18 protein-coding genes, 1 pseudogene and 1 riboswitch are annotated in these 18,223 nt (G+C 75.1%); of the genes and pseudogenes, 13 read left to right on the top strand and 6 right to left on the bottom strand.

Features of this window, described 5'->3' with window-relative positions:
• Positions 1-3 precede the first annotated feature (3 nt).
• On the bottom strand, positions 4-1,665 hold the full coding sequence (locus tag MY526_RS20070; RefSeq protein WP_436704912.1) for a bifunctional 3'-5' exonuclease/DNA polymerase: 1,662 nt from the start codon (positions 1,663-1,665) through the stop codon (positions 4-6).
• 39 nt (positions 1,666-1,704) lie between these two features.
• Positions 1,705-2,235 carry a DNA-directed RNA polymerase subunit alpha C-terminal domain-containing protein gene (locus MY526_RS20065; RefSeq protein WP_436694809.1) on the bottom strand — a complete coding sequence of 177 codons (531 nt, stop codon included), beginning with the start codon at positions 2,233-2,235 and terminating at the stop codon, positions 1,705-1,707.
• A 267-nt stretch (positions 2,236-2,502) separates the two neighbouring features.
• Positions 2,503-2,649: riboswitch (cyclic di-AMP (ydaO/yuaA leader) on the top strand.
• A gap of 2 nt (positions 2,650-2,651) precedes the next feature.
• On the opposite strand from MY526_RS20065, the gene MY526_RS20060 reads away from it, so the two are divergent.
• The gene (locus MY526_RS20060) at positions 2,652-3,824 is read left to right on the top strand and encodes a transglycosylase family protein (protein WP_436704911.1); all 1,173 of its coding nucleotides are present in this window, start codon (positions 2,652-2,654) and stop codon (positions 3,822-3,824) included.
• Positions 3,825-4,206: 382 nt separating this feature from the next.
• Here MY526_RS20060 and MY526_RS20055 read toward each other — a convergent pair whose 3' ends face one another.
• Positions 4,207-4,674 (bottom strand): hypothetical protein, encoded by a 468-nt coding sequence (locus tag MY526_RS20055; RefSeq protein WP_436695767.1) that lies wholly within the window; start codon positions 4,672-4,674, stop codon positions 4,207-4,209.
• Positions 4,675-4,735: 61 nt separating this feature from the next.
• Positions 4,736-5,557 carry a hypothetical protein gene (locus MY526_RS20050; RefSeq protein WP_436695766.1) on the bottom strand — a complete coding sequence of 274 codons (822 nt, stop codon included), beginning with the start codon at positions 5,555-5,557 and terminating at the stop codon, positions 4,736-4,738.
• 196 nt (positions 5,558-5,753) lie between these two features.
• On the opposite strand from MY526_RS20050, the gene MY526_RS20045 reads away from it, so the two are divergent.
• From MY526_RS20045 to MY526_RS20000, 10 genes are all read left to right on the top strand, one after another.
• Positions 5,754-6,236, top strand: coding sequence for a hypothetical protein (locus MY526_RS20045; RefSeq protein ID WP_436695765.1), 483 nt, complete (start codon positions 5,754-5,756; stop codon positions 6,234-6,236).
• A 480-nt stretch (positions 6,237-6,716) separates the two neighbouring features.
• Positions 6,717-7,436 carry a GAF and ANTAR domain-containing protein gene (locus MY526_RS20040; RefSeq protein ID WP_436695764.1) on the top strand — a complete coding sequence of 240 codons (720 nt, stop codon included), beginning with the start codon at positions 6,717-6,719 and terminating at the stop codon, positions 7,434-7,436.
• A 57-nt stretch (positions 7,437-7,493) separates the two neighbouring features.
• Complete coding sequence (locus tag MY526_RS20035; RefSeq protein WP_436695763.1) at positions 7,494-8,243, top strand: GAF and ANTAR domain-containing protein; 750 nt, start codon at positions 7,494-7,496, stop codon at positions 8,241-8,243.
• Between the two features lie 139 nt (positions 8,244-8,382).
• Complete coding sequence (locus MY526_RS20030) at positions 8,383-8,838, top strand: STAS domain-containing protein (protein WP_436704910.1); 456 nt, start codon at positions 8,383-8,385, stop codon at positions 8,836-8,838.
• Between the two features lies 1 nt (position 8,839).
• Complete coding sequence (locus tag MY526_RS20025) at positions 8,840-9,868, top strand: fatty acid desaturase family protein (protein WP_436704909.1); 1,029 nt, start codon at positions 8,840-8,842, stop codon at positions 9,866-9,868.
• 155 nt (positions 9,869-10,023) lie between these two features.
• Positions 10,024-11,868, top strand: coding sequence for a phosphoenolpyruvate carboxykinase (GTP) (locus MY526_RS20020; protein ID WP_436704908.1), 1,845 nt, complete (start codon positions 10,024-10,026; stop codon positions 11,866-11,868).
• A gap of 77 nt (positions 11,869-11,945) precedes the next feature.
• Positions 11,946-12,149: an antitoxin gene (locus tag MY526_RS20015; protein ID WP_436704907.1), complete on the top strand. Its 204-nt coding sequence runs from the start codon at positions 11,946-11,948 to the stop codon at positions 12,147-12,149.
• 107 nt (positions 12,150-12,256) lie between these two features.
• Entirely contained in the window at positions 12,257-13,789 is a 1,533-nt protein-coding gene (locus MY526_RS20010) for an ATP-dependent DNA ligase (RefSeq protein ID WP_436695758.1), read from the top strand.
• 118 nt (positions 13,790-13,907) lie between these two features.
• Positions 13,908-14,873 carry an endonuclease/exonuclease/phosphatase family protein gene (locus MY526_RS20005; RefSeq protein WP_436695757.1) on the top strand — a complete coding sequence of 322 codons (966 nt, stop codon included), beginning with the start codon at positions 13,908-13,910 and terminating at the stop codon, positions 14,871-14,873.
• An 83-nt stretch (positions 14,874-14,956) separates the two neighbouring features.
• The gene (locus tag MY526_RS20000; protein WP_436695756.1) at positions 14,957-15,331 is read left to right on the top strand and encodes a VOC family protein; all 375 of its coding nucleotides are present in this window, start codon (positions 14,957-14,959) and stop codon (positions 15,329-15,331) included.
• On the opposite strand, the gene MY526_RS19995 is transcribed toward MY526_RS20000, so the two are convergent.
• Both MY526_RS19995 and MY526_RS19990 read right to left on the bottom strand, forming a co-directional pair.
• Complete coding sequence (locus MY526_RS19995; RefSeq protein WP_436695755.1) at positions 15,309-16,268, bottom strand: hypothetical protein; 960 nt, start codon at positions 16,266-16,268, stop codon at positions 15,309-15,311. The two genes, MY526_RS20000 and MY526_RS19995, sit on opposite strands and share 23 nt — an antisense overlap.
• A gap of 627 nt (positions 16,269-16,895) precedes the next feature.
• Positions 16,896-17,147, bottom strand: a complete 252-nt coding sequence (locus tag MY526_RS19990; RefSeq protein WP_436695753.1) for a hypothetical protein — start codon at positions 17,145-17,147, stop codon at positions 16,896-16,898.
• Positions 17,148-17,408: 261 nt separating this feature from the next.
• On the opposite strand from MY526_RS19990, the gene MY526_RS19985 reads away from it, so the two are divergent.
• Entirely contained in the window at positions 17,409-17,612 is a 204-nt protein-coding gene (locus tag MY526_RS19985; RefSeq protein ID WP_436695752.1) for a cold-shock protein, read from the top strand.
• 299 nt (positions 17,613-17,911) lie between these two features.
• A pseudogene (locus MY526_RS19980) lies at positions 17,912-18,223 on the top strand (hypothetical protein); the annotation flags it as partial.

Raw genomic sequence — 18,223 nt, 5'->3', positions numbered from 1 at the left:
CGCTCACCCCGCGTCGGCCCAGGACCGGACGACCGCGACGTCGAGCGGGAAGTCGACCGGGAAGTCGCCGAACAGCAGCCGGCCGGCCGTGGCCGCGGCGTGCCGCACCTCCTCGGCGACGTCCGCGGCCAGGTGCTCGGGGGTGTGGACGACGACCTCGTCGTGGAGGAAGAAGACCAGGTGCGGCCGCTCCGCCAGCGATCCGCTCGCGTGAAGGCGCCAGAGCCGGTTGCGGAGATCGGCCAGCCAGCACAGCGCCCACTCGGCGCCGGTCCCCTGGACGACGAAGTTGCGGGTGAACCGGCCCCAGGCGCGCCGCCGCCGGTCCCGCTCCTCCCGCGGGTCCGCCTCGTCCGGCGGGTCGCCGAGTCCGGCCGGCCGCTGCGCCCAGCCGCCGGTCGGTGCCGGGGACCCCCGGCCGAGCAGGGTGTGCACGACCTCGCCGCGCTCGCCGGCACGGGCGGCCTCCTCGACCAGCCCGATGGCCCGCGGGTAGCGGCGGGCCAGCCGCGGCATCATCCGCCCGCTCTCCCCGCGGGTGCCGCCGTACATGGCGCCGAGCATCCCGACCTTCGCCTCGGCCCGGGTCGCGACCGCACCGCCGGCCACCATCCCCTGGTAGAGGTCCGTGGACCGCGCCGCCTGCGCCATCGCCGTGTCCCCGCTCATGCCGGCGAGCACCCGCGGCTCCAGCTGGGCGACGTCGGCGACCACGAACCGCCAGCCGTCGTCGGCGACCGCCGCGGGGCGCACCTGGGTCGGGACCGACAGGGCGCCGCCGCCGGTCGCCGCCCACCGCCCGGTGACCACGCCCCCGGGGAGAAACGACGAGCGGAACCGGCCGTCGCGCACCCAGGTCTCCAGCCAGGTCCAGCCGTTGGCCTGCAGCAGCCGTGACAGCTTCTTGTACTCCAGCAGCGGCGGGACGGCGGGGTGGTCGACCTGCTCCAGGCTCCACGACCGGGTGTCGGTCACCGGCAGCCCCGCCGCCTGCAGCGCCCGCAGCAGCACGCTCGGTGAGTCGGGGTTGAGGTCGGCGGCCCCGAGGGCCGCCCGCACCTCCCCCGCCAGCCGCTCGAGCACCGCCGGCCGCCGGCCGGCTCCCGCCCGCGGTCCGAGCAGCTCGGTCAGCAGCCGCTCGTGGACGTCGGCCCGCCAGGGCAACCCGGCGTGCGTCATCTCCGCGGCCACCAGCGCGCCGGACGACTCGGCCGCCAGGAGCAGGCCGAGGCGCGCCTGCTCCGGAGAGGCGGCGACGGCGGCCTGCTGGCGCTCGTCCTCGGCGACGGGGTCGAGCCGGTCGGCGGGGTCGTCGAGCGGGAAGAGCGCGGAGTCCGCCGCGGTCACCGGCTCCAGCGCGTCCCATCCCGGGGTGTCGTCGGCGGCCAGCAGGGCCTGGTCGACGAACGGCGTCCGCCGGAGGACGGCGTGGGCGAGTCTCAGGTCGGTGCAGCGCTCGACCCGGACGCCGGCCTCCAGGAGCGCCGGGTACCAGCGCGTGGTGTCGTCCCACACCCAGCGGACCGCCGGGCCCGCCTCCCGTGTCCGGACGTACGCGGCCAGCTCCTCGGCCGGGAGCCGGCGCACCTCGGTCGCCGTCCCGTCGTCGGCGTGCTCGCGCACCTCCACGGCCGCTCCACGGCGCCGGAGGAGGACACGGGTCACCCGTGCAGTGTCGTCGAGGTCGCCGACAGGACGACGTCGCTAGCGGCCGAGCAGCCCGCGCAGGCGGCGGACCGGCAGCTGGACCGACCACCGGGCCACCCGCCACGGCACGCCGGCCGCGGCGCGGGCCAGGCGCGCGCCCAGGTGCAGCAGGTCGGCGTACTCCGCCGGCCGGGGAGCCGCAGGCGCGGGACGAGGAGCGGAGACGGGCGGCGGGTCGGGCGGCCGCCGGTCGGGGACGAGCAGGTCGACCGCCGTGCGGCGGCGGGGGCCCCGCAGCGAGTCGAACGACGGGATGGGGGGCGCGAGCGGCGACTCCGTCTCGGCCGGCCGGGGCTCCGTGCCCGTCACCGGCGACGGACTCGGGTGCGGCTCGGGGACGACGAGCCGGATCGCCGCGATCAGGCCGGTGCCCAGCCCGGGGACCGCGGCCAGCTCCCGCCGGGTGAGCGCCGCGAGGTCGTCGACGCGGGTGACGCCGGCGCGGGTCAGCGCGGTCACCGCCCGTCCCGGCAGGCCCAGGTCGGCGATCGTCCGCGCAGGGGCGGGCCCCGTCGACCTGGTCGGCATGGCATCCGACCCTAGTGCCGCCGCCCGGCCGGCGATCGCCCGAGCCGGGCGGCCCGCCCCGGACGGACGCCACGCCAAGCCGTTCCGGCGTGTCGTGTGACGCACCGGACACGGGAACCGGCGCGTTCAGCGACGACCAGCCCATTCCCGATCCGCGTGTCGAGTGTGACCGGCGACACGGCGACAGTCGACATGACCGGTCGTAGCGTTTTGGCTGCGCTCAGCAAACAAGTGAGCGTGGCGCCGGTCCGCCAAACCCTGCCCACCGGCTGTCCTCCGAAGAACTCCGGGCAGGGGTGGGGGACCCACGTCCACGGCGCGCCGCGCGCGCCTCGGGGTGAAGCCGCGCACCGCGGCCGGGCACCGATCGTCCGAACCCGACAGCTCACCTCGCCGGCGGCGATCGGAGATCACCCATGCCCAAGCACCGCGCGCCTCGCTATGTCCGCACCAAGAAGGTCCTCTCCCGCGCCCCCGTCGCCGCCGGCGCCACCGTCGTCGGGATCGGCGTCCTGAGCTCCCCGGCCCACGCCGGCTCCACCCACGACTGGACCGGCGTCGCCGAGTGCGAGTCGGGCGGGAACTGGGGCATCAACACCGGCAACGGCTACTACGGCGGCCTGCAGTTCAGCCCGGCCACCTGGGCGGGCTTCGGGGGCACCGACCTCGCCCCCCGCGCCGACCTCGCGACCCCCGCCCAGCAGATCGAGATCGCCGAGAAGGTGCTCGCCGGTCAGGGCATCGGCGCGTGGCCGACCTGCGGCAAGCTCCTGGCCGACGGCACCACCGCGGCCGCCGCGGCGCCGGCACCGGCTCCGGCCGCCGCGCCGGCACCGGCTCCGGCCGCCGCCCCGGCGCCTGCTGCCGAGCAGCCGGCCACTCCCTCGCCGGCGGCCCCGTCCGAGGCCGACTACACGGTCGAGCGCGGCGACACGGTGGCCGAGATCGCCGCCGCCTCCGGGCAGTCGTGGCGCGCGCTCTACGAGCGCAACGTCGCCGTCATCGGCAGCAACCCCAACCTCATCTTCCCGGGCCAGGTGCTGCTGACCGCCGGGTCGGCCCCGGTCGCGGCCGCTCCGGGGGGCACCCTGGGGGCGTCCGCACCGGCCGCCGAGATCACCCCGGCCGTCGCGGCGACCCCCCTCGAGGCCGCGCCGGCCCCCGTCGTGGAGGCCGCGCCGGCCCCCGTCGTCGAGGCCGCGCCGGCTCCCGCACCGGCCGCCGCGGTCGCGGAGATCACCAACAGCGCCGGAGGCGTGCGGCCGGAGGCCCAGGCCGCCGCCGACGTCGTCGTCGCCAACGTCCCCGGTGCCGCCGGCATCACCATCGGCGGCACCCGCGCCAGCGCCGTCGACCCGCACGGCCACCCGTCCGGGCTGGCGCTGGACTACATGGTCGGCTCCGACACCGCCCTGGGCGACGCCATCACCGAGTACCACATCGCCCACTGGGACGACCTCGGCGTGGAGTACGTCATCTGGCAGCAGCGGATCCTCACCTCGCCGACCGGCGTCTGGAAGCTGATGTCCGACCGCGGCAGCGCGACGGCGAACCACATGGACCACCCGCACGTGAACTACCAGGGCTGAGCCCCCGGCAGCTCCGCGAGCTGCGCCCGAGCGCCCCCCACCTCCCCCGGGGTGGGGGGCGCTCTGGCGTCCGTGCGGGTCAGAGGTGGGCGAGGTGGACGCCGTCGATCGACCAGATCGCCGACGTGTCGCCGTGGTGACGGCCCGCAGCTCCCGGAAGCACTCGCTCAGGGCCCGCTCGTACGGCAGCTGCGGCGCCAGGAAGACGTTTCAGCTCTCCACCACGGCCAGCTGCTCGGCGAGCGGGATGTCGAAGCAGTCGACCGGCGCGGACCGGTGCGCCAGCAGCTCCCGCAGCTCGCCGGGCCCAGGGCGGTGCTGGTGCGCTCGTCCCGGTGCACGCGGCCGACCAGCGCGATCTGGACCGCGGGGAAGGCGTCGGTCAGGGCGTCGAGCACCAGCCGCCACGAGCCGGGCGACGGGTACAGCGACGGATCGCTCGACCCGGCCGGCACCACCGCGATCCGGCTCTCCACCTCGCGGTCGGACGCCAGCCGGTCGGAGGCGGCCCGCCGCGCCGAGGACGGCAGCTCGAGGCGCAGCTGAGCTCGTACTGCACCGGCTGGTGGCGCCGGGTGTCGTCGAGGACCCAGTCCCAGTCGCGGGGCACGTCCCGCATCCGCCGCGCCGAGTCCGCGCACGGTTCCAGGAACGGGTGGTCGACCGGGTGGACGGCGGCGAGGAAGGGGCAGAAGCCGGCCAGCTCCGTGGCGGTCGCGGCGTTCAGGACGACGGAGACCTCGCGGCCCGGCACCGCCGACGCGTGGCCGTGGCAGTAGTGCAGCGCCTCGACCGCGTGGCCCACCTGCTGGGCGTAGAAGAAGTTCACCAGCACCCGCTCGGCCGCCACGGATCGATCCTCCGACCGGGAGCAACCGACTTCCGCCGCGGAGGAGCGGAGGCCGCCGACCTCAGGCCAGGGTGAGCGGCGGCACCCGGCCCAGGACCGGGGTCAGGTCGGTGCCCAGCTGCCCGGTGAAGACGTCCACGAAGTCCAGCTTCCGCGCGCTCCACGCCAGTGGCCGGCTGCAGGTGCAGGGTGAGTGCCGAGCCGCGATCGCGGCCTCGCGGGCCACGATCGCGTCCCGGACGTCGTCCCTCGCGAGGACCCGGACGCGCGGCACGGCGACCGGGCTGCCGGAGGGCACCGTCCACTCGACGCACGCGAACAGGTCGACCGTCGACGGCCGCCACGGGAAGGACGCCGGTGCGCTGAGCAGATCCTCCCGCGTGACCTGACCGTCCGCGGCCGGATCGACGACGTACCAGTACGGCACCGCGTCGTACCGGTCGATGACCTCGTAGTGACGGGCCTTCACCTGCGCGGTGAGGACCGGGCGCCCGGTACCCGCCCCGATCGCCGAGAGCAGGGCGCTCACCCCCCGGCTCGGCGGGACCGACGTCGCCCACGCCGAGCCCGCGACGACGGGCGCGGAGAGCCACAGGTCGACGTCGCTGTACGAGGCCCTGCTGTAGCCGGCCGCGGCTCGCGTCGCGACCCATGCGGACGTGCCGACGAGCTGGCCCGTGCGGCAGGCGTTGGCGCGGTCCCAGGTGGCCCCGGAGCTCTGCGGGGAGTAGGTGAGCGCCGCGGCGACCAGCAGCTCGCTGTACTCGCCGAGGATCGAGCCGTTCTGGGCGACGGGCCACGTCGCGGCGGGAGCCACCGGCGCCCCCTGGAACGCGTCGAGGGTGCGCGCGTACTGCGCCAGGTACTGCTCGGCAGTCGGCATCGTGGGCTGCTCCTCATCGGCGGGGTCGGACGTCGTCTGCATCGGCACGCGGGGCTGCCAACCGAAGCGGCGCGCCGTCCATTCGCCTGGTCGGGGGAACGGAGGCCGTGGCGCGCAGGCGGACCTCGCGTCGGTGACGCGCGGGTGACGGGGGCCGCGCTACACCTCCCGGAACCGTCGGAGGGGGCGCTCCACCATGACCGACACCGCGGACGCGTCGACGGGAGCGGCCGAGCGGTTCCGCGCGGCGGCGGGGCTCGCCTTCGAGGACGCCCGGCTCCGCAGGTTCCGCTACCACCTGCGCCGGCTGAGCCTGGCCGGCCTCACGGACGCCGACGAGCGCGACCTCCGTGAGCTCGGACGCGCCGCGTTCCAGGACCTGGACGTGGCCGAGCCGGTGGCCCGGATCAGGCAGCGGCCCGACGCCGGCCCGCTGGCGTCCGCCATCGCCGACCTCCTCGCGACGGCGGGGACCGGCGTGGGGGGACCCGTTCCGCCGAGCACCGTCCTGCTGGGCGCGGTGCTCGGGGCCTACACCGCGCTGAGTCTCGCCCGTGAGGCCGACCGGCCCGCCGCCGCGGTGTCCGGAGCGGTGAGCGGAGCGGTCGCGCTGACCGTCGGTTCCGTCGTCCTCGGCACCAACCGGGACGCCTGGCCGGAGTACTCGTCGCCGGACTGACCGTCTGCGAGGCGCCGCCACCCGGCACCGCGGGGGCTAGGGTCGGTGGTGACGCCAGCTCGGCGCCCAGCCCCTCCGCTTCCGGAGGGAGATCGGCGGTCCCTGGTGGGACCCACCCCGACGCCCACGACCGCCCGCCGGCTGCACACCGCCGCGCGGGGCGCCCCCGCCACGTCCCGCGCTCCGGCCGCGAGGCAGTCATGACGAGGATCCGCGTCGCGCGGGTCTCTCGTCCGAACGCCCCTCCGGCCGACCAGCGGCCCCCGACGCCCGGAGGCCGCAGCGGTCCGTCGCTGCCCCTGCCGCTGGCGGTCGCGCCCCGAGGGGACCGCGCCGCCGGAGCGCAGGACGGGTCCGACGACGGCTCGCCGCCGGGGTGACACCCGGGAGGTCGGGACCCCGTCGGGGCCGGCGGGCGCGCGGGGATGCGTCGTCCGCAGGCCCTGGTGCGGGCCGCCGGCCGGAGCCGCCGGTCCGCAGGTGACCGCGACGTCGAGACGCGTCGACCGGATCCTGTCCACCGTCGTCGCCGCCGCCCCGCACGCGGCCGGACTCGCCGACGCCCTGGTGCGCACGTGCACCGCGGCGTTGCCGGTCACCGGCGCGGGGATGGCGCTGATGACCGAGGGCGGACCCGCCGGGACGCTGGCGGCGACCGACGATGCCGCCCGGGAGCTGGAGGAACTCCAGTTCACGCTCGGGGAGGGGCCCTGCGTCGACGCCTCCCGGAGCGGTCGACCGGTGCTCCAGCCCGACCTGACCCGCACCGCGCCGGCGCGGTGGCCGGCGTTCGCCGGTGGGGCCGAACTCGCGGGGCTGCGCGCCGTCTTCGCCTTCCCGCTCCGGGTCGGCGCCATCCGGCTCGGTGTGCTGGACCTCTACCGGGACAGCCCCGGGGGCCTGTCACCGGCCGAGCTCACCGACGCACTGGCCTTCGCCGATGCGGCCACGGTGCTGCTCCTGCACGCACAGTTCCTGGACGGCGGATCGGACCTCCCCCTCGGCCCGCTCCCGGCGCTCGACGACCGGGCGGAGGTCCACCAGGCGACGGGCGTCGTCTCCGTGCAGGAAGATGTCAGTCTGGCGGTGGCGCTGGTCCTGCTGCGCGCCCGGGCCTACGCCGAGCACCGTCCGATCGATGAGCTGGCCCGGGACGTCCTGCAGGGACGGGTCCGCCTCGGTCGGGACGACGACGGGTGACACCAGGACCTCGAGGGAACAGCAGGGGTGCCCGGCCGACCCGGGCGGGAGGGACCGATGGCCGGAGAACAGCGCCTCGTGCAGGTCTTCGTCGAGCTGGCGGACACGCTGGTCGACGAGTTCGACGTCGTCGACTTCCTGCAGGTGCTCACCGAGCGCTGCGTCGAACTGGTCGACACCGACGCCGCGGGTCTGATGCTCGACGACCAGCGCGGCACGCTGCAGGTGGTGGCGGCCACGCACGAGTCGGCGCGGCTGCTCGAGCTGTTCGAGCTGCAGAAGGCCGAGGGCCCGTGCCTGGAGTGCTTCGCGACCGGGCAGGCCATCGCCAACATCGACCTGTCGGACGCGGGGAACCGGTGGCCGCGGTTCGCCGCGGCCGCCCGCGACCTCGGGTTCGCCGTCTCGCACGCCCTGCCGCTGCGGCTGCGCCGCCAGGTCATCGGTGCGCTCAACCTGTTCACCGTCGAGCCGAAGCGGCTGAGCGACGACGACCTCGCCGTCGCCCGTGGCCTGGCCGACGTCGCCACCATCGGGCTGCTGCACGAGCGCGCCATCCACGACCAGGTGGTGCTCTCCGAGCAGCTGCAGGCCGCACTGCACAGCCGGATCCTCATCGAGCAGGCCAAGGGGGTCCTGTCGGCCCGCGCCGGCACGAGCGTCGACGAGGCGTTCCGCCTCCTGCGCACGCACGCCCGGCGGACCGGGCGGACCCTGACCGGCGTCGCGGACGCGGTCATCGCCGGCACCCTGGGCGTCGACGAGCTCGGCACCGACCGTTCGACCCCGTCCCGTCCGGCACGGTGACCCCGCGCACCGTCGTCCCGTGGCGCAACCACCCAGCGAGGTGGGTCCGGCCGTCCTAGGCTGACCACCAGGCCCGCACGCGCGGGCACTGCCCCGGACCCGGCAGTGGCACGTCCCACTGCTCCGGGGAGCGCACGGCATGGCACAACGGTCACGGCACGGCCTGCACCTCGTGACGGACGGCCCCCCGCCGGCCGCGGCCCCTCCCCCGGTGCCGATCAGGCACGCCCGTCGGTGCGCCTGCCTCAGCCTCCACCAGCGAACCGTCGTCCTCGGCGTCGGAGGCCGGCTCGACGCGGACACCGCCGGGCGGCTCCGGCTGTTCCTGTCGATGTTCACCGTGGACGGCGGCCCCGCGGAACTGGTTCTGGACCTCTCCGGCGTCCGCGCCGTCGACGAGGACGGGATGGAGCCGATCCACGAGGCCGACGAGGTGATGCGCCTGCGGCAGGCGACGCTCCGGCTGGCGGACCCGTCGTCGGCGGTCGCCCACTTCCTGGCCGACGCCCGCTGCGCCCGGAGGTTGGGCGGCGGTCCGGCGCCGGACGCCGTCGTCCCGGCCCCGGTCGACGGCCCGAGCGCGGGACGGGACTGACGTGACCGCTGCCCCCACCCTGCGCCCCGTCCGCGCCGGCCGGTCGGACTACGCCGAGTTGTCCTCGCGCATCCGTGCCGCCGGCCTGCTCGAGCGGCGCACCGGGTACTACGTCGCCAAGTACTCCCTCACCTGGCTCGTCTTCGCCGCGGGCTGGCTCGCCTTCGCGGTGATCGGGGCGAGCTGGTGGCAGCTGGTCACCGCGGCCGTGCTCGGCGTGCTGTCCACGCAGATCGCCTTCCTCGGGCACGACGCCGGCCACAAGCAGGTGGCCCGCACGAGACGCGGCAGCTACCTGCTCGGCCTGCTGCACGGCAACCTGGCGGTCGGGCTCAGCTTCGGGTGGTGGCTGGACAAGCACAACCGGCACCACGCCCACCCCAACCACGCCGAGCTCGACCCCGACGTCGCCCCGGCCGGGCCGCTGATCTTCTTCCCGGAGGACGGGGCCGGCCGGCGCGGGCTGTTCGGGTGGCTGACCCGGCACCAGGCGGTCGTCTTCTTCCCGCTCCTGCTGCTCGAGGGACTGAACCTGCACGTCGCGAGCCTGCAGGCACTGCGCAGCGGGACGATCCGCGCGCGGTGGCTGGAGACCGGGCTCCTGGCCGTGCACCTGGCCGCCTTCGTCGCCGCGCCGCTCCTGGTGCTGACGCCCTGGCAGGCGCTGGCCTTCATCGCGGTGCACCAGGCGGTGTTCGGCTTCTACATGGGCTGCTCGTTCGCGCCCAACCACAAGGGCATGCCGCCGCTCACGGAGGCCGAGGAGAAGGACTACCTGCGCCGTCAGGTGCTGACCGCCCGCAACGTGCGCGGCGGACGGTTCGTGGACCTCCTGCTCGGCGGGCTGAACTACCAGATCGAGCACCACCTCTTCCCGAGCATGCCGCGACCGAACCTGCGCCGGGCACGACCACTGGTCGCGGCGTTCTGCGCGGACCACGGGATCCGCTACGCCGAGACCGGACTGCTCGCCTCGTACGGGCTCGTCCTGGGGCACCTGCACACGGTGGGCGCCGAGGCCGGCCCCTGACCCGGTCCCGCCCCGCGCCCCCGCCGGTGCGCCCGCGGGCCCCGCCCCGGCGTCCGGCCGTCGTCGCCTTCGGTAGTTTCCCGATCAACAGGCCGTGTCGCGCTGCCACCCGGTGGCGCGGTGGCGGGAACTCCGGGTGAGGGAGAAGGTGGGTCGTGGCCGCCATCGATGCCGTGCTCGACGAGGCAGGACTGAAGAACGTTCGCGTCCGGGAGTTCGTCCACCGGTACGCCGAGCTCACCGGCGCCGACCGGATCGAGGTGGTCAACGCCTCCGATGACGCCCGCCTGGTGCAGGAGTCCCTGGACGCCGGCGAACTGCTCCCCGCGGGTGAGGGTCGCTACTACTCACGGAGCCACCCCAAGGACACCGCGCGCTCCGAGGAGCGCACCGTCGTCGCCACCAACAACCCCGCGGACAAGGGCGTCTACAACAACTGGCGCCCCGCGTCGGAGATGCGGCCGCTGCTCGAGGAGCGGATGCGCGGGGCGTCGGCGGGCAAGACGATGTACGTCGTCCCCTACCTGATGGCGCCGCCCGGCTCGCCGCTCGAGGCCTTCGCCGCCGGGGTCGAGCTGACCGACACCCGCACCGTCGTCCTGCACATGATCCGCATGGCCCGGGTCGGCGTGGACCACGTCAACGACCTCGCCGACCAGGACAGCTTCGTCCGCGCGGTGCACGTCACGGGTGACCTGGAGAACCTGGGCCAGGGCACCGCGGACGACCAGCGCTACTTCGTCACCGTCGCCGACGAGCGGACGATCCTGCACTACGGGTCCTCCTACGGCGGCAACGCGCTGCTGGGCAAGATCGCCCACGGCCTGCGCCAGGCCGCCTACGACGGGTGGGCGTCGGGCCAGTTCCTGGCCGAGCAGTTCATGCTCCTCGGGATCACCGACAAGCAGACCGGCCGCGCGTACCACATCTGCGGCGGCTTCCCCAGCGCGTCGGGGAAGACCAACCTCGCGATGATGCTGGCCCCCGACGCCCTCGGCGACCGCTACCAGGTGCACTTCTACGGCGACGACATCGCCTGGCTGCGGGTCGACCCCGAGGACGGGCGGGTCTACGCGATCAACCCCGAGTTCGGCGCCTTCGGGGTCGCCAAGGACACCAACGAGGTCACCAACCCGACCGCCGTCGAGGCCATCGCCGAGGGCACCGGCACCATCTTCACCAACGTCGCCTACAACGAGCAGACCCACGAGGTCTGGTGGGAGGGCAAGACGCCGCGGCCGCCGGCGGACCCCACCGGCTGGCGCGACTGGGCCGGGCAGCTGATCTCCGAGCGGCCGGCGGACGCGAAGGACGCCCCGTGGGCGCACCCGAACAGCCGCTTCACCACCACCCTGGCCAACGTGCCCAACATCGCGCCGGACTACGAGAACCCCAAGGGCGTCCCGGTCGACGGGATCATCTTCGGCGGCCGGACCCGCGACCGGGAGCCGCTGATCCGCGCGATCACCGACCTCGCCGAGGGCGTCTACGACGGCCTCACCCTCGGCGCGGAGGCGACCTTCGCCGCGGAGGGCACCGAGGGCGTCCTCCGCTACGACCCCATGTCGATGCGGCCGTTCATGTCCTACGCCGAGGGTCCCTACGCCGCGCACTGGCTGAAGGTCATCGGCGCCGCGACCGACCAGCCGATCTTCGCGCACGTGAACTGGTTCCAGCGCGACCCGGAGGACGGCCACTTCCTGTGGCCGGGATACCGGGACAACCTGCGCCCCCTGCTCTGGCTGATGCAGCTGCGCAACGGCGAGGTCACCGGCACCCGGACGCCGGTCGGCATCGTGCCGACCAAGGAGGAGCTCGAGCTCACCGGCGTCGACCTGCGCCCCGGCGACATGGACACGCTGCTCACCATCGACACCGAGCGCTGGCGCCAGGAGATGGCGCACCGCGAGGAGCACCTGTCGACGTTCGAGGGCGTGCCGGAGGAGATCTGGGCGGCGCACCGCCGCGTCGCGGCCGCGCTCGACGCCGAGACCTCCTGACCGCTCCGGGCCCCGCGACGCGTCGCGGCGTCCCGGGTGGGTAGTCAGCCGTCCCGCACCCGACGAAGGAGAACGGCATGGACATCGGTGGCCTCGGAGACAAGGCGAAGGACGCGCTCAACAGCGAGCAGGGCGAACAGCGCAGCGACCAGGCCCTGGACAAGGCCGAGCAGTTCGCCGACGACAAGACCGGCGGCAAGTTCGACCAGCAGTCGGACAAGGTCGGCGACCTGGCCGACCAGCGCATCGGCCAGGACGACGCCGGGCAGTCCGGCACCTGATCCGCACGGGCGGGCGGCGGGTGGCGCGACGTCACCCGCCGCTCGGCTCGCCGGTCCGGAGACCGACGTGGGCCGGGACCGTCCGCCCCCGCTGACACCATGGCGGGGTGCTGCTCGCCGACGTCCTCGCCACCTCGACCGCCGTCACGGCCACCCGGTCCCGCACGGCGAAGGCCGGAGCGATCGCGGAGCTGCTGCGCCGGGCCGAGCCGGCCGAGATCGAGCCGGTCACCGCGTGGCTGGCGGGTGAGCCGCGCCAGGGCCGGCTCGGCGTCGGCTGGCGCACCCTGTCCCGGCTGGCCGGCGCCCCCGCACCGGCGCCCACGCTGACCGTCGGCGCCGTCGACGACACCCTCACCGACCTGGCCGCGACGTCCGGGGCCGGCTCGGTGACCCGGCGGGAGGCCCTGGTCCGGGGCCTGCTGTCCGCCGCCACCGCCGACGAGCAGCAGTTCCTCCTCCGGCTGCTCACCGGTGAGCTCCGCCAGGGCGCGCTGGAGGGGGTCGTGCTCGACGCCGTCGCCGCGGCGGCCGGCGTGCCCGCGGCGGACGTCCGGCGCGCCTTCATGCTCTCCGGCCGGCTGCCGGAGACGGCCGCGACGGCGCTGCGCGGCGGGAGCGAGGCGCTGGCCGCGGTGCACCTGCAGGTCGGCCGCCCGGTGCAGCCGATGCTCGCCAGCCCCGGCTCCTCCCTGGACGCCGCGCTCGCCGACCTCGGCACCGACGTCACCGTGGAGTTCAAGCTCGACGGCGCCCGCATCCAGGTGCACCGGGACGGCGACGTCGTGCGGGTCTGGACCCGCACGCTGCGCGAGGTCACCGACGCCGTCCCCGAGCTGGTCGAGCGGGTCCGCGCCCTGCCGTGCGCCACCGCCGTCCTCGACGGGGAGACCCTCGCGCTGGACGACGACGGCCGGCCGCGCGCCTTCCAGGACACGATGAGCCGCTTCGGCAGCGACTCCGCCGACGCCGGCGTGCTGCTCAGCCCGTTCTTCTTCGACGTGCTGCACCTCGACGGTCGCGACCTCCTCGACGAGCCGCTGCACGTCCGCCTCGACGCGCTCGCCGGCCTGCTCGCCGACGACGCGCACGCCGCGCTCCGGATGCCCGGCGTCCGCAGCCCCAGCGCCGAGCAGGCGGCCGGCGTGCTGGACGACGCCCTGGGCGCCGGCCACGAGGGCGTCGTCGTCAAGGCGCTCGACGCGACCTACGCGGCGGGCCGCCGCGGCCGGGCCTGGCAGAAGGTGAAGCCGGTGCACACCCTCGACCTGGTCGTGATCGGCGCGGAGTGGGGGTACGGCCGGCGGTCGGGGCGGCTGTCGAACATCCACCTCGGCGCCCGGGACCCGGACGGCGGTCCGCCGGTCATGGTCGGCAAGACCTTCAAGGGGATGACCGACGAGCTGCTGGACTGGCAGACCCGCACCTTCCCCGAGCACGCCAGCGAGCACGCCGACTGGGGGGTGGTGCTGCGGCCGGAGCTGGTGGTGGAGATCGCCCTCGACGGGGCGCAGCGCAGCCCGCGCTACCCCGGCGGCGTCGCGCTGCGCTTCGCGCGGGTGCTGCGGTACCGGCCGGACAAGTCCGCCGCCGAGGCCGACACGATCGACACGATCCGCGGCCTGCTCGCCGGCGGGTGAGCCGACCGGCCGCCACCTGCCGCCGGTGACGCCGAGGTGACGCGGCCCCGGCTACGGTCCGCCGCCGGGGAGAGCCGCACCCGCTCCCCCACGGCCTGCCGACCCCCGGGAGAGCGCCATGCCGCTGGTCCTCGAGCCCGCGCCGCCCGAGGTCGCCGACGAGCTGCGGCGGCTGTCCGACGCCCTCGACCTCCTCGTCCCCGCCCGGCAGCTGGACCACAACCTGCTCATCGCGACGTGGAACATCCGCGCCTTCGGCGACCTGACGGAGAAGTGGCACGCCGAGGACGGCGACAGCCCGCGCCGCGACCTGGCCGCACTGTCGGCGATCGCGGAGGTCATCAGCCGCTTCGACGTGGTGGCGGTGCAGGAGGTCCGGGGCAACCTGCGCAGCCTGCGGCACGCCCTCAAGCTGCTCGGCCCGCACTGGGGGCTGATCCTCACCGACGTCACCAGGGGCTCCCAGGGCAACGACGAGCGCCTGGCCTTCGTCTTCGACACCCGGCGGGTCCGTCCGTCCGGGCTGGCCTGCGAGCTGGTGCTGCCCGAGGACGACGGTGCGCCGGCGGCGGGGCCGCCCGGCCTGCGCCAGTTCGCCCGCACCCCCTACGCGGTGAGCTTCCTCGCGGGGTCGACGACGTTCATCCTCGTCACCCTGCACGTCCGGTACGGGGACGCCCCGGCCGACCGGATCGGTGAGCTGAAGGCCATCGCCGAGTGGATGGCCGACTGGGCCCGCCGGGAGCGGCAGTGGGGGCACAACCTGCTGGCCCTGGGCGACTTCAACATCGACCGCCGCGGCGACGCGCTCTTCGAGGCGTTCACGTCGACCGGCCTGCGCCCACCCGACGAGCTCAACGACGTGCCCCGGACGATCTTCGACGACGCCGGGTCCGGCCACTTCTACGACCAGATCGCCTGGTTCACCGGCGCCCACGACGTGCCGCAGCTGACCCTGCGCTACACGGAGCGAGCCGGGATGTTCGACTTCGTGCCGTGGCTGCAGGCCGACGACACCCGCCAGCAGCTGTCCTGGCGGATCTCGGACCACTACCCGCTCTGGGTCGAGTTCGACCTCCGCTGAGCCGGGGCCGGCAGCCCTCGACGCGCGGGCGGCATCCGTGCTGGGCTGACCCCGCCACCGCCCCGGCGCCGGGAGGAGTCCCCATGCCCGTGCAGCTCAACCACACCATCGTCGCCGCCCGCGACCGGCACGCGTCGGCGGCCTTCCTCGCCGACCTCCTCGGCCTGGCCAGCCCGACGACGTACGGCCCCTTCGCGGTCGTCCAGCTCGACAACGACGTCTCCCTGGACTTCATGGAGGAGGCGGAGGTCCACCCGCGGCACTACGCCTTCCTCGTCAGCGAGGCGGAGTTCGACGAGGTCTTCGGGCGGATCCGGGCGCGGGGGCTGGACCACTGGGCCGACCCGTTCCAGCAGCGACCGGGCGAGATCAACACCAACGACGGGGGCCGCGGCGTCTACTGGCAGGACCCGGACGGGCACGTGCTGGAGATCATCACCCGGCCGTACGGCGGGTGACCTGACGGCCGGCGACGCAGGCGCCGCAGGCGCACCCGCGGGCGGCCCACCAGCCGTACCCGCCGGTGACGACGACGACCACCAGGACGGCGACGTAGCCCCACAGCCACGGGTCGCCGGTGTCCAACACCGCCCGGTGCCGGGCCAGCACGCCCAGCTGCAGCACGCCGAACACGGTGTAGACCGCCGCCGGCACCCGCAGGCGGAGCAGGTCGCGCTCGCGGATCACCAGCGCCGCACCGATGCCCAGCGCGATCAACCACGCGCCGATCACCTGCGCGCTCAGCGGCATCAGGTCCCACGGCCAGAACCGCGTGACGACCTCGGCCTCGTGGTGCACCGCGACGCCGCCGAGGAACAGGACCGCACCGGCCGCCGACAGCACCAGGCCCTGGGCGCCGAGCCAGCCGGCCAGCCAGCGCGGGAGCGGCCGGTGGGCCGGCCGTGCCCCGCTCCGGGCGTCCTGCTGCCCCGCGATGACCGACCGGCAGGCCAGCGGGACGACGAGGTAGACCAGCAGCCACACCCACGCCGCCAGCCGCCCGGTGGTCCCACCCTCGACCAGGTGCAGGCGGTGCGTGTGGATCAGCGTGGCGAGGAGGGTGAGCCAGGTGAAGATGGCGACCGTGAGGACGGGGACGCGGACCTCGTCCCACCTCCGCCGCCGCAGGGCCAGCAGCGACAGCACGGCTCCGGCCCCGTACGCCGCGCCCAGCCACGCCGCGGTCAGCTCCGTGTGGATGGGCCAGGCGAAGTCCTCGTGCGCGCTCGTGGTCCGGACCAGCAGTTGCAGGACGGCGAGCAGGGTGAGCCCCAGGAAGGCCCTCAGCAGCCAGCGGGTGCCGGGCCGGACCTCGTCGGGGGCGGCCTCCACCAGTGGCGCCGGGATGACCTCCTCCGTCCTCCGCTCGGGGAGGACGGGGGACGGTGCAGCCATGAGTTGCTCCTTCGGGACGAGCGGGACGTCGTCCTGCTCAGAGTGGCCGACGGAGCTTGTCAGGACATGACCAGAACTGCTCGACTTCCCCTGACCGTGGCAGGGGGTCAGATCTGACCATGCGATCCCTGGGGCCGGTCGCGTACGAGTTCGGAGACGCAGGCCCCCGCCCATCGTGACGTTCCTCGCCGACGTCCAGCGCTGCCTCGACGCGCCCGACGACGTCTCCCCCGACCCCGACACGCCGTCGCGGACCGGTTCCGGCGCGGTGACCGCGTCGTCGTCGCGGGTGCCGACGGGAAGGTCCTCCGGGTGAACCGCCGTCGCCGCTGACCCCGCCGGGGCGCATGCGGGGGGTAGCGTCGACGGCGACGAGAGGGGACCCCATCACCACACACCGCGGACGCTGCGCTGATGCTCACCTCGGGTGTCCCTGCCGGGGCGACGAGACGATCCACGAGGAACGGTCGCGCGCGATCACCGACGCGCGAGCCCGGTCGGACGAGCCGGTGGAGTGCCCCGAGTGCGGCTCGGCCACGACTCCGCTGGCCATCGTCACGTGGGGGAACTGCCGGGTCTGCCGGACGGCGCACACGAGGCTGACCGACCCGCTGCGCTGGTGAACCGCTAATGGGCCGCGCTCGACCGGAGCGCGGCCCCGCCCAGCTCGCGGAGGTCGGACACCGAGAGCACCCGCCACGTCGGGTACAGCTCGACGTCGGCGTCCTCGGTCAGGCCGTCCACGACCGTGATCCAGCCGGCCGGACCGAACCGGACGATCCGTCGCGGCAGTTCCACCCGTCCCGCCGGGACGTCGGTGTCCAGCAGGACGACGCGCCCCTCGTAGAGGTGTCGGTCGTTGACGGTGGTGATGTCCATGCGGGTCACCCTCCTTCGGCCGGGAGGAACCGGCACCGTCGGGCCCACGGCTCCTCCCTGTGAGTGTGATGCTCGCGGCGTGGGGTCCCCCTCACGGCCGTCGTGGACTACAGTGGTGACGGTCGCTGTCGTACCTCTGCTTCGTTCTCGAACGTCCGCAGTCGTCTCTGCCTGACGTTCCTCTCGGTCCTGCCGGTCGGTGCGGCGACCCCGGGCCCTCTCTCGTCGGCCCGGAGACCTCCAGCACGGAATGAGAACGACATGGCTCAGGGCACTGTGAAGTGGTTCAACGCGGAGAAGGGCTTCGGCTTCATCTCCCAGGACGGCGGCGGCGCCGACGTCTTCTGCCACTACTCGGCGATCACCGGTAGCGGCTACAAGTCCCTCGAGGAGGGGCAGCAGGTCGAGTTCGACGTCACGCAGGGCCAGAAGGGCCCGCAGGCGGAGAACGTCCGCCCCGTCTGATCCCGGACGCGGTACGACGGGGGCCACGGCGCACTGCGCCGTGGCCCCCGTTCGCGTCCGAGTGGCCGTCCCGGCCCGGCCGGTCGATGCTCGGGGTCGCGCGGTCCCCCGGCGCGTGCGCCACGGATGCGCCGAGGGCTTCCGGACGCCGGGGTATCGGAGTTAGGTAGGCCCCCGGCACGCCCTCACCGGCGTGCCGGAACACGGTCGGCGATGGGGGACCACATGCCCGACGAGCTTCCGCGGACACGACGATCGCCGCGTGCCCGGGCGGTGGAGCCGGTCGGGCAGTCGGCCCGATGACGGTCCGACGGCACGTCCCGGCGGGTGTCGCCGCGGGGCTCACCGTCGTGGCCCTGGTCGCGCTCCCGCAGCCGACCGAGCCCCCCGCCGAAGCGGGCGCGTCCCCGCCCGCGGCCCTCGTCGCCGCGCTCGCCCAGGACGCCGCGCGGCTCCCCGCCGTCCGCGACGTCGTGCCGCTGACCGCGCCGGCGGTCGAGCCGGCCCCGGTCCCCGCGGCGCCGCCCGCGCCCCCGCCGGCGCCCGTTCCCGATCCGGCGCCCGCTCCGGCCCCCGTCGCGGCCGCTGCGCCGGCCGCCAAGTCGGGGGCC

Source organism: Geodermatophilus sp. CPCC 205761 (assembly GCF_051383655.1).
Taxonomy (GTDB): domain Bacteria; phylum Actinomycetota; class Actinomycetes; order Mycobacteriales; family Geodermatophilaceae; genus Geodermatophilus.
The sequence above is the reverse complement of the archived record's forward strand: the minus strand, read 5'-3'. Positions and strand labels throughout refer to the sequence as shown.